Source organism: Bacteroides muris (ex Afrizal et al. 2022), from assembly GCF_004793475.1.
In the GTDB taxonomy this organism is placed as follows: domain Bacteria; phylum Bacteroidota; class Bacteroidia; order Bacteroidales; family Bacteroidaceae; genus Bacteroides; species Bacteroides muris.
Genome location: NZ_SRYZ01000077.1, coordinates 1 through 12,034, shown reverse-complemented (window position 1 = coordinate 12,034; position 12,034 = coordinate 1). Strand labels below are relative to the sequence as shown.

Annotated in this window: 8 protein-coding genes; 2 read left to right on the top strand and 6 right to left on the bottom strand. The window is 42.0% G+C overall.

Annotated features, from left to right (window positions below; genetic code table 11):
• Positions 1 to 182 precede the first annotated feature (182 nt).
• A complete protein-coding gene (locus E5355_RS18365; RefSeq protein ID WP_136011479.1) occupies positions 183 to 650 on the top strand; it encodes a DUF3408 domain-containing protein in 468 nt (155 codons plus the stop codon).
• A gap of 241 nt (positions 651 to 891) precedes the next feature.
• On the opposite strand, the gene E5355_RS18360 is transcribed toward E5355_RS18365, so the two are convergent.
• The 6 genes from E5355_RS18360 to E5355_RS18335 are packed head-to-tail and all read right to left on the bottom strand — an operon-like array spanning position 892 to position 11,190.
• A complete protein-coding gene (locus tag E5355_RS18360; protein ID WP_136011478.1) occupies positions 892 to 2,421 on the bottom strand; it encodes an ATP-binding protein in 1,530 nt (509 codons plus the stop codon).
• Positions 2,422 to 2,460: 39 nt separating this feature from the next.
• Positions 2,461 to 4,812 carry an AAA family ATPase gene (locus E5355_RS18355; RefSeq protein ID WP_136011477.1) on the bottom strand — a complete coding sequence of 784 codons (2,352 nt, stop codon included), beginning with the start codon at positions 4,810 to 4,812 and terminating at the stop codon, positions 2,461 to 2,463.
• A gap of 22 nt (positions 4,813 to 4,834) precedes the next feature.
• The gene (locus E5355_RS18350) at positions 4,835 to 8,239 is read right to left on the bottom strand and encodes a type I restriction endonuclease subunit R (protein WP_136011476.1); all 3,405 of its coding nucleotides are present in this window, start codon (positions 8,237 to 8,239) and stop codon (positions 4,835 to 4,837) included.
• A gap of 11 nt (positions 8,240 to 8,250) precedes the next feature.
• Positions 8,251 to 9,384 carry a restriction endonuclease subunit S gene (locus E5355_RS18345; RefSeq protein ID WP_136011475.1) on the bottom strand — a complete coding sequence of 378 codons (1,134 nt, stop codon included), beginning with the start codon at positions 9,382 to 9,384 and terminating at the stop codon, positions 8,251 to 8,253.
• The gene (locus E5355_RS18340; protein ID WP_136011474.1) at positions 9,371 to 10,975 is read right to left on the bottom strand and encodes a type I restriction-modification system subunit M; all 1,605 of its coding nucleotides are present in this window, start codon (positions 10,973 to 10,975) and stop codon (positions 9,371 to 9,373) included. The genes E5355_RS18345 and E5355_RS18340 overlap by 14 nt, the downstream gene beginning before the upstream one ends.
• Before the next feature lie 2 nt (positions 10,976 to 10,977).
• Positions 10,978 to 11,190: a helix-turn-helix transcriptional regulator gene (locus E5355_RS18335; protein ID WP_057250095.1), complete on the bottom strand. Its 213-nt coding sequence runs from the start codon at positions 11,188 to 11,190 to the stop codon at positions 10,978 to 10,980.
• A gap of 161 nt (positions 11,191 to 11,351) precedes the next feature.
• On the opposite strand from E5355_RS18335, the gene E5355_RS18330 reads away from it, so the two are divergent.
• A complete protein-coding gene (locus E5355_RS18330) occupies positions 11,352 to 11,525 on the top strand; it encodes a hypothetical protein (protein ID WP_246866999.1) in 174 nt (57 codons plus the stop codon).
• Positions 11,526 to 12,034 lie beyond the last annotated feature (509 nt).

Genomic DNA, 12,034 nt, shown 5'->3' with positions numbered 1-12,034 from the left:
TCCGGCAAATCTGTGAAGTCCTCACCAATATCTCTATCACCATAAAGCAAAGTCTCACAATATTGCCTAACCGAATCCAAGTTGTTGACTGACTGTACTAAAACGTCTTACTTTGCTTGCAACAATCGGTCAAGGCACAGACCAAGACCACAGTAATAACTTAATCAACCTGTTTTATGACAATGAAAAGAGAACCAAGTATCAGTGAGCAGCAGGCTCGTGAAATCGTGGAAAGAATGGGACGCAGGGAATCCCGCAGTGAGAAGTCTATGGACGACTTCTACAGGAACATCGGTCTGGATCCGGAACAGCTGGCACAACCCGGCAAGACCGTCACGAAAAAAGCGGAAACTGTTACAGCGGATGAACCGTCAGGCGGAACGCCCGAAGAAGTGGCAGTCCCACAGAAGCGTGTCAGCAGCAAACAACGCAAGCTGTCGCTGGACGAGTACCGTACCACTTACCTGCGAGTACCCAAAATAACCGACCGAAAACCCGTGTTCGTCAGCGGTGAGGTGCGTGACCGGCTGGACGGGATTGTCCGCCGTCTCGGCGGGCGTGGCATGAGTGCTTCGGGACTTATCGAGAACCTCGCCCGCCTGCACCTCGATGCCTACCGGGAGGACATCGAGCAGTGGCGCAAACTCTGAGCGAATTACGGTAGAACCAATCAAGTCGGTGGATATACTCCATCGGCTTGACCGATATTCCAAATGAGTTATTATACACACAAACCAATCCGACAGGCGGAGGATTTTTGTGTCCTCAAAGACACAGCAAGGTATGTTTTGGGCTGCTCAAAATACTTCGAGCAGCTCAAAACGCCTTGTCCTTACAGGAAACTGGATTTCCTCCGAAGTCGGAAATCCTTTCAAATCAGCGATGCCATTTTTACTCTTTTGAATGGTCTGAATTATTCTTTATCCACTCTTTTGCTAATTCTGTGAGTCTGTATTTTTGCTTCGGATGATTGGGCTGTTCAGGATACATTGGTTCAATTGCACCATCTTCCAACGCAGGAAGAAAATAATTTTTCCGGAATGATGTACGATGTTTGAATCCCATATTGGACATAATTTCATTCATCGCCATATAGTCGTCACTCATTGAAAGAATCATTTCTTGAACTTGAGCGGTACTTGGTCGGTAGTTGAGCGGTACTTGGTCGGTAGTTGAGCGATACTTGTCATCTTTAGTTGCTTTCTTATCCTCCTTGTCTGTCTTTATTGTACCGGATGCGAAATAAGGTCGCTTGAACGTGATAGTAACAAAACCTCCATCAGAACGCCATGTGGGTGCTTCCACTCCTTGTGCATCACAAGCATCCATGATACGCTTTGCTCCACTACCCCAGTTTTCTAAGTAAGTCATTCGATAAAGAGCTTCCGCCACTTTCAAGTTGTGCGGATATGATTCGTGAGGCTCCTTGATATTCTCTGGAGTAATTTGGGGTGGAAATGTGCCAGGGCTTGCAATCTCGATGCGGTCATCATAGATGGCAAGGCTGATGGTCAGATTATATCTTTCCCAATGACGATGACAAAGAGCATTGATAAGAGCTTCCCTTAACGCATGATAAGGCACTTCAAGCTGTTCCTCCCGTTCCAAACTATGATTGGTGATTCTACCACTGAGAGAAAGATGCTTGAAACAGAACGCAACTCCGGCATCTAACAGTTGGAAGAAATTACCTTCAGCACGTTGATTGTCCCGGAACATATTTTTATTCGTACCCACAAACCGAGCCATTCTTAGCGTAAATTGCGGATACTCGTCTATGTTATTGGAAAACAGCAATACCGCACCATTAGTCGGCACGCCATTCTTAAGCAATTTCCATTTTGAAAGAATATCTCCTGTCGACTCATACAATGCAGATTCAGGAATACGTCCGCCATCTATACCTCGCCGGATGCTGTTGCGAATCAGGTTTTCATCAAGGTCTGCCAATGCTACACCGTCAGCCGCCAACCTTTCCCACGCATACAACTGAGGTTGGTGGGCGCGAATGCGTTCATCATACATATCTTGTGGCATCACTTTCGTAGTGCTCTCAACTTTGAAATAGGGACAACCGTGAAATGTATGTGGGTGCTCACCCCATACCCAACCGTCAAAGTGCATGGCAATAACTTTGTTGCCCGGGTGCTCCGGCACATCAACATACGCCACCCGCACATCTACCGCAGGTTCAAGACCAGCCAATGCCTGAGCGATTTCTTGTTGTGTCTTGTCTGTTACTTCTTGCCCGATTATCTTCAAGGACTTCGGTGCAATACCAAAAATCAGCCAACCACCTTCGGTGTTCAAGAAGGCGCATGCCGAATGCATACCGTCTTTCAATTCGCCGGTAGTCTTCTTCAGTTCCAGAGTTCTTGACTCGTCGGCTGACACAAGGTTCATGATATCGTCAATTGTCATATAGTCGTAAAAATAATAATATCAGCACATATTGGCCTGCTATTTTATTGAAAGAATCCATTTCTCTTCATCATTCTTCCAGTTTTCAATCTCGGTTATATGCTCAGACAAGTAAGCTTCAAGGTGTGGCTTATTTATATATAATAAAAACAGAAGTACACTTTTAGCCGTTTGTATTTTTTCATCCTTTGTAAATCGAGCAGTAATTCCATTAAGTGTGTATATGTTTTCTTCCATATGACTTTCCGTATTTAGAGTTAGACGGTACATAAAATTCGCATAATAAACACGTTTATCCTCTGGTATTTCCATAAGAATATCGTGCTTTCTAAGCATCTTTTCAAAACCAATATCATAGCAGAAGCTTGAATATGCTTCCAATAATCTTCGCATAGTGTTACCAATGCTTATATCACTAATATCGTCAATGTCGTATGTTTCCGCTTTAGAAGCATATTCAAATACACACTCCAATAGTTTTTTATATTCATTTTTAGACTTATGCATCTTTAAGTTGTGGTTCACTAACTCCATAAATGTAGGGTCATTTTTTTCAATTACCTCATTACGTATTTTCATTAAGTCAAAAATTGACTGTAAATCGTGTGACAATACCAATATTCTGCTGTTGGTATTCCCTTTTAGAATATTTCCGAATTGAAACCGTAATAACGACATGACACCCACACGGTTACCATGGTCAAAACTTGATACAGGATCATCTATTACAATTAGATATTCTGAGGAATACTTAGCTGTTTCTGTCTTGCCACCAAATAACTTGGCAAAGAAATAGCATAAACCTAATACGTTTCTTTCGCCCACACTAATCTTCTTTGGTCTTACAGCTTTGCCATTGATTCTAAGCTTATAACAACCATCTCCAGGTTCCAATACGACTTTACGATTACTATAGAATACATATTGAAGTTCATGATTAATATAATCCAAGGCAATATCAGTACGTTCTTTTTGCGTTTTTAGAGATTTTATTTCCATTTGAACTTTCTCACGCTCTTTGCTTTTGGAATCCAAAAGCTCACGATTTTTGTCGCTATTCTCTTTTGCCTGTTTATAACTTCGTAGTAAAGCAGAATGCTGTTTCCGTGCTAATAAGCTATTTTCTGTACGTATCTGTTTGTATAATTTGGTGCGTTTATTCACCGAGTCGTTGAATCGTTTCACGCATTCTTCTATCGCATCTAAAGCTTTTCTCCAAGCAACAACTGCATCTGCATAGGCTCTGCAATCTTCTTCAGAAAAGGGGGATTTTAGAGCCTTATAAATATCACTTTTGCGTTGATTAATTTTCTGTTGCACTGCATAAAGTATACGATTTAAGTTTGCTAGAGCTGTCTGTGCCACATTAAGTTCCTGCTCGTTTAGATGTTCCCTAAACTCTGGTAGAACCGTTTCGATTATAGCAAATGTTTCTAACTCAGTGCAGAGCAAATGTTCATATTGACTTGCTTCTTCATTCAATATGTGTGTTAAAGTTTGAGTAATAGTTGCTTTATCCTGCTCCGTTATCTCACGTAAGCACATTGGACAAAAAGACCACCCTTCGGTTACCATTTGCTTTGTTGCTTCTGTGGAATGTTGTGGATGCTTTGCTAATAATTCCAAGAGCCGATGTTCCCGGTCTGTCAATTCTGGTGTGTCTAATGGTTTAATAAGAATATCAATTAATTGTGTTAATTCTTCAGGAAGTAATACAGTCCCTTTAATCCACGTTAGCACTTGTGCATCTTCAGATCCACGATACAAATTCAGATTATTCATTACACGATTATGTAATGTGTTATAATTTTCTGTTGGTTCTTCCAACCCCAGCAATGTATTAATTACATCCTCGGAAATTCGACTCTTTACTGTATTTCTCTTTACATCTCGGTCAATGTCTGCCCAACCACCATCCGCTCGAAGCGCATCCCGTATTTGGTTGAAATAATATAGGGGTGAGATATTTTCCCTTGCGTTATCATATCTTTTTCGTTCCTCATCCAGTTTGTTAAATTCTTCTTCTAGTTTAGCCAACACTTCCTTTTTTTGTGCTATTTGCTCGTCTAACTCAACTTGCTCTCCTAGCATAACGATAGTGTTAATACCATCCTTTTCAACTCTTACTTGTTCACGTACAAAATCCTCGTTGAAAATAAATACCGAATCTTTCTTGTCAGTTGTGATAGTCGAGGTCGAACTCACAGTAAAATCAGCATTTTTCTCCTCGTCAGATTTTACGAGTTCGCCGATACAATGAGCTATAGTGGTTTTTCCACTACCATTGCGACCATATATTACACTTAGAGCATCTTTTTTAAAAAGCTCCAGTTCGGCTTCATTATCAAAACAGCCTCCTTTTATCTTAATCGTTTTGAACTTTTCAAACATAGTTTCTAATTAACGAATAAATTTATGATTCTGCTACCATAGATGGATAATAATCTGTATTAACACTATATAAGCGTGGGGCAGATTGATGCTCTTTATAGTTTTCCACTTGGTCAAGAACCTGATCAAAAACATCATCGCTCCATTCAGGTGGGTAACCGTTTTCATCAAGCAAAAACCAAAGGTCTTGATTGAGTTTGGCACGAACATTTGTATTTAACAACCAATCGGCAAAGCACGATTGGGTATCAATCAACTCTTTTACTTTTTTGGCGAGAGCCTTACACTTGTCATTGATGATCAGCGAGCCTACTTTGCGGTCTGTACCATACTCAAAGTTATGAACATCGCGCATATGCATCAATATATCGTAAAAGGCTTTCTCCTCAAATGTAAGTCCGAGTTTACGAAAACTCTCTTTATCCTCGCCTAATTTATTAAGGATATCGAGTGCCTGTTGGGTAGCATTACGGATAATCTCATCCACCGTATCTTTCTGCGTCTGGGTAGCCTCAGCAGAAGAGAGTGATGCACGGCGGTTGTGATATTCTTCCAAAGTTTTTTTAAGTAACTCTTCAAATTTCTCTGCGGCGAACTTGTTTGTATTCTTATATTGTGCAATACTTCGACGCAGCATTTTGATAAGCACCTCAAGTCGGGTGGCAGGTAGTTTAACTCCGTTGAGCTGTTCGATAAAGCCAGGGCTAAATATGCTTTCCTCTACATCTGTGTCAAGTATGCTCACCACACTGTTGCATTGTAATGCTTCAGCAACCATACGTTGTACCACACGATTCATACTTTCCGTATCATGTTTCTCGCCCGAAGCCTTGCGAATATAAGTAGCGACACACATAAAGCACTGTGACAGCGACAACTGTTCGTGGTTCAGGGCGTTTGAAGGTTGACAGATGTCATAAGCGGTTTTCAGGCACTTCACGTGAGCCAAGAAGAAAGTCTTAGCATCTACCTCTTTAGGTCTTTTGCCCTCTTTGGCTACATTGTACATTTTGCTCAAAGTCAAAATATGCTCTGACGCTTTGCCAAGACATTCAAGTCGGTCAAGCGGTTTTGAATCTTTATCTATGAATGGTTTTAGGTCAAAACCTGCAAAGAGCTGCTTGATAAGTTCGAGTTCTACAAGCAACGCTTCTAACGCTTGCTGCACATCATCCTCGCTTGGACCAAAAGTATCACCGCCATATTGCTTCATGGCTTCCATCATATTATTGCGAATACCTATGTAGTCAATAATGTAACCAAAGTCTTTACTTGGGTATTTACGGTTGACACGGCTGACTGTTTGTACCAATGTATGCTTTTGCAGCGGCTTATCGTTGTATAGATAGGTGAGGCACGGTACATCGAATCCCGTAATCCACATATCCACAACTATGACGACACGGAAGTTTGAGTATTCCTGTTTAAAGGCATTTTCAAGTGTCTTGGTGCGCTTCTTGTCACCAAGATAGTCGTACATATCTTTTTTGTCGTTTTTGCCACGGGTGGCAACCATGGCAATAGTCGGCATCGGCATCAGTTCTTTCATTTCTTTTTCAGGGACTACATAGCCCTCCGGTGCTTTGCGTTCCTCAAACCACTCGGGATGAAGTTTGCGGAATTTCTGCAATAATGCATAGCCAATTTCTCGCTTGCTACATACAACCATGGCTTTTTGTACCACACCGGGCTTATTGTCACAAGAGGCAGTATAGTGTGCTATGATGTCGGCTGCAAGGCGTTCCAGTCGTTCTTCATCGCCAAGTATCTGCTCCATGGCACTCATCGCCTTTTTACTTGCAACTATGTCAGATTCGGTTGCTCCCTCCTCCGCACATCGGGTATAATAATCCTCTATCTCCTTGACCTTTTCGGAATCGAGTGTTACTTGGGCAATGCGTGGAATATACTTGATGTCTTTAGTAATTTCATCGTCCACCGCTTGTTGTATGGTGTAGCAGTCCACTATTTCACCGAACACTTGAATCGTTTCGGCGATAGGTGTACCTGTAAAGCCGACGAATGTGGCATTAGGAAACGCCGTGCGGAGTTGTTCGGCATAGGGTTTGGTTACAAAAGCACCGATTTTGCTTTCATCAATTATTCTAACGGCAACTGCACCTGCTGAGGTTTGTTCCACCTTGGCTTTGATGTCCTTATGTTCAACAACTTTGATTTTGCTACTAAGGCGAATTTGGGTGCGGTGGGCCTCATCCGAAAAACAGATGATATTACGGCGAGTGTTTAACTCTCCGATTGACTCACAGAATTTCTGAATGGTACAGATGAAGAATCCGCCACTGTCGCGAAGCGAAAGTTCGGTTTTGAGTTCTTCTCGGTCGGAGATGACTTTGACTGTGCCGAGTTGCAAGAAGTCTTGCGAGCGCAAGAACAGTTTTCCAGCTTGTGTCTGCAAGTCGTCGCGGTCAACAATCATAATGACGGTGGGCGAACCGAGCTCTTTGCAGCGCAACGCAAGTTGCCTTGCAATGAACATCATTGTGTATGTTTTGCCGCAACCTGTGGCTCCGAAGTATGTGCCACCTTTAGAGGTCTGCTCTTTAAAGGCACGACGTATGCTGTCACTCATCATTCGAGTGGCAAAGAACTGAGGATAGCGACACACTATTTCTTCCTCCCTTCCACCTTTTTCATCGGGAAAATAGACATAGTCGCGCAGAATTTCCAAGAATCTGGATGGTTCATACACGCCTTTGACAATAGTGCGTACTTGGTCTATACCCTTTTGGGCGGAAGGATCTTCGTTGTTTACCTTTTTCCACGCATAATAGTGTTCGTATGGCGTGTAGGTAGTGCCGAGCCGTGTGTTGTTGTCGGTGGCATCACTGATGCACGACAACGGGCAATAACGCAACAGATGGGGTATGTCGCGCATATACCGGGTGTGTATCTGCTCATAAGCCTGTGCGATGTCAACATCAAGTTTTGTGGGGTTCTTCAATTCAAAGATGCAGAGCGGTATGCCATTGACAAAGAGCAATACATCGGGAATGCGCACATCGTTCTTCATGCCGTATGCGACCTCAAACTGATTGACAACACGGAAAATATTACGGTCTGTATTGTCAAAGTCGATAAAACGAATATCGAAATTCTCACCGTCACCGTGACGGGTATAACGGTAACCGTCACGGACAAGTTGAAAGGTGTTGCGCAGACGCTCAAAGTGGGTTTGTCCTGGAACGTGGCGCAAATAGTTGATTACTTCGGTGACATCGCTGTCAGTGAGATTAGGATAACGATTTTGCAAATAGATGTGCAAATCGTTGACATTAAGGTCTTCGACAAGCAATGACTCACGTAGTTGACGGTGGATATTTCCGCCATTAGTATATTGCCAGCCCTCTGCTTGCAGTAAGTCTATCAGAGCTTCTTCATATTCGCTTTCGTAGAACTTTCCTTTCATGGCATCAGTAATTAAGAGTGAGCTGCCCGCTGTACTAAGGCTGGGCAAAGTGTTTTGAGTTTTTCCCGGGCTTGTGAGGCGATATATTGGGCACGTTCCATGCAATGATAGACATCAACGATTGCTTGTTGTACATTAGGAGGCGGTAACGGAATTTGTACACGTTCCATTTCAGACCAGTCGAAAGTCTCCCTTGCACTGCCCCAAGAATTGAAACGAGCATAGCGGTCAAATTCGGGGCGATTAAGCATCAGAAATAAATACTCAGGGAGTAAGACATTCTTATCAATACTGCGGAATACCGTGTATATCGAAGATATAAGAATGTTTTTGTTGGATAAATTAAGAGCAAGTGCCATCTTATCGCCTCGACGTGAAGTATCAGCAACATATGCAAATTCCGATGGTGCAACTATTTTATATGATAGAACAGAAACTCCGTCCAAATTAGCTTTGGTAGATATAAAACATTTATCCGTACTAATACCTTGAACATCAGTTTCTGTTAAAGCACTATCTGAATTCCTTTTATCTGATTGCTCAATATACTTACCGAGGGGAACTGAGGGATATTTAGCCCGGCAATCCACGATATATGCTTGACAGGCAGCAGACAGTCGAGGTATCAGAGCCTCGTTCTGCTCGGCAAGAGTTTTCAAGCCGTTGTAAGTGGCAACCAATTCACGCTGCACCTCAATCGACGGCAATGGAATTTGTACACGTTCCATCTCTGACCAATCAAAAGTTTCCCTCGCACTACCCCAAGAATTGAATCGAGAATAACGGTCAAATTCGGAGCGATTAAACAACAGGAACATATACTCAGGGAGTAAGATATTCTCATCAGTACTGTGGAATACAGTGTATATTGAAGATATAAGAATGTTTTTTTCAGATGAATTAAGTGCAAGTGCCACCTTATCACCTCGGCGTGAAGTGTCAGCGACATACGCAAATTCCGATTGTGCAACTATTTTATATGATAAAACAGACACTCCGTCCAAATTAGCTTTTGTCGGAATAAAACATTTATCCGTACTAATGCCTTGAACATCAGTTTCTGTTAAAGCACCATCGGAATTCCTTTTATCTGATTGCTCAATATACTCACCGAGTCTCACCCATTTTGTTTCACTTGCACTCATATCCCAACTGTTTTAGTGCGTTACGCAGCATTACATCATTCTCGCATTGGAGCGATAAAAGTTCGGAAACCGCAGAGGCCGTTTCAGTCAACACTTTGTCATAGTCGATATTGTTGTCGCGGTCAACGAACTCGATATAGCGACTAGGGACAAGAGAAAAGTTGTTTGTTTTCAGTTCCTCAAAGCCGACCGAGCGGTAAAGTTCCGGTTCTGCATAGGTCGCACCATTAGTGCCAACCGACTGCCAACGAAAGAAAATGTCGGCAGCTCGTTTCACTTGATCAGCCTTTAATTCCACTTTCTTCTTCTGTTCACCTTTGACCGGGTTTTCAGTCCATGAGCGTAAATCCATAAAGAGGATTTCCCCACGGCGGTCGCGTAGTTGCCGCCCATGGTGCATGCCTCCGCGCTTATTTTGATTGAGAATCCACAGCGTAACCGAAATGTCAGTGGTATAGAACAATTCACGAGGCAGAACGATAATAGCCTCTACTTTGTCGTTCTCTATAAGTTCTTGACGAATGGCAATGGTATCTTCATCACCGAGGGCACCATTTGCAAGCAAGAAACCAGCAATACCTTTGTCTGCCTTAAGTTTGGAAAGCATGTGGAGAATCCATGCGTAGTTGGCATTGCTCTCGGGAGGAGTGCCATAATCAGCCCAGTTCACTCCTTGTTGAGTAACATCTTTGGTGAACCAATGTTTGAGATTGAACGGCGGATTTGCCATGATGTAATCAAAAACAAGTCCGGCATGTTGATCTTTATCGAAAGTAGAAATAGGACCATCACCCAAATGGTGGGATATACCACGCATAGCTAAGTTCATTTTGGCAAGGCGAAAAGTGGAATCCTCCTTCTCTTGACCAAAGACATTTACAGTTGTAATGTCACCTTGCTTTGCCTCAACATATTTAGCGCATTGAATAAACATACCACCTGAGCCACAACATGGGTCGTAGAGAGTACCGTCGAATGGTTCGATAAAGGCGGCTATAAGCTCTACAATATCGTGTGGAGTATAGAATTCACCTTCTTCTTTAGTGGCGTTTACAGCGAACGATTTTAAAAAATATTCATAAACACGACCTATCAAGTCTTTTTCTTCACCGAAGACCTTGTGAGAAATCTTATTTACCTCATCAACAACCTTTTTAAGTTCATTGGATTGGATTTTTACAGAGGTAAACAAACTGAGTTTTACACAACCTTTAAGTGTATCACCACTATCTTCGATTGCTTGCAATGCATCATCAAGCGCAGCGACAAGATTAGATGCAGGCACGTTGATTAGCATCGACCAACGAGCAGCTTCTGGTACATATACTATATTTTTGTAGCGAGAGGGGGAATCAAGGAATCTTGCGATTTTCTCTTCATCAGTAATTCCTCGGTTGATACATTGCTGGCGCATCTCAGCTTGAGCATCATCAAATTTTTCGCCAATAAATCGGAGAAACACAAGCGTAAGTATCACATCGCGCTTATCATTGAGCGATGCGCTACCACGGAGATAGTCGCGGCAGTTAAACAATATGGTTTCAAGATTGAGGGAGTTCTCCTCTTTCTTTGTAGCTTTCTTCTTTGACATAATCAATCATTATTACCGCCATTGATAAGTTGGCGAGGGTCAACATTCAAAAGTCCTGCAATCTTCACAAGCATGTCAAGAGAGGGTTGCATCTTGTTGGAACACCATCGTGAAACGGTTGCTTCGTTCTTTCCGACCTGCTCAGCCAACCATTTCCCTGTTTTACCATTCTCAACTAACACAACCTTTAACCTATTTATTTTTTGCGATTCCATACGTCTTGATTTTGCCTGTTAATTACAATACTTTGATTTACCATGCAAATTTAGCGATATTATCTGAAAATGCGGCATTGAGTTTCAGAAAAGTAGCATAAACGTCCATAAAACCAAGTATATTGAGTATATTTACATTCAAAGAGAAGAAAAACAAGCCAATGAACAAAGAAAACCAAATAATACTCTATCAGGACAATAACGATATAACTCGTGTGTCTGTGCGCTTTGCTGATGAAGACTTGTGGCTGACTCAGGGGCAATTAGTTGAGATATACCAAACAAGCAAATCGAATGTAAGCGAGCACATTAAGCATATATTTGAAGATGGATAACTAGCAAAGAAGGCAACTGTTCGGAAATTCCGAACAGTTCAATATCTCGTATATACAAGCGATTGAGAAGGCTGAAAAGGAGTTTGAAATCTACCGCAAACACGAAATGGAACTGTTAGAAAGCGATTTTGATAAGGAAATCAAAAGATTAAAGAACAAGAATGATAATAGTTCAAAGTAATTCACTACCTTTGCATTCGGAAACCTTCACGCAACCTTGCGCAGAACAACGCAAGTCATTGGTGGAGCAAACGGAGGAGATTACGGTCAAGTCGCTTTTAGAAAACAATGATATTCAACCACTTGGAAATAAATTACGATTCCTGGTGGCACCACTTTTTAAGAAGGCAAAACGATGTAAATCCCTGAATTTCAAAGAAGTTCGGGGGTTTTTCTTTTCCAAGAATAAGCAAAATTAGTGGGATTGAAGCAAACCATACGTCCTTATTCAGGATCAGTCCGAAAACCCTGTGGGTATGTTAAATCTACACTGTTAGTTTGCATAATCT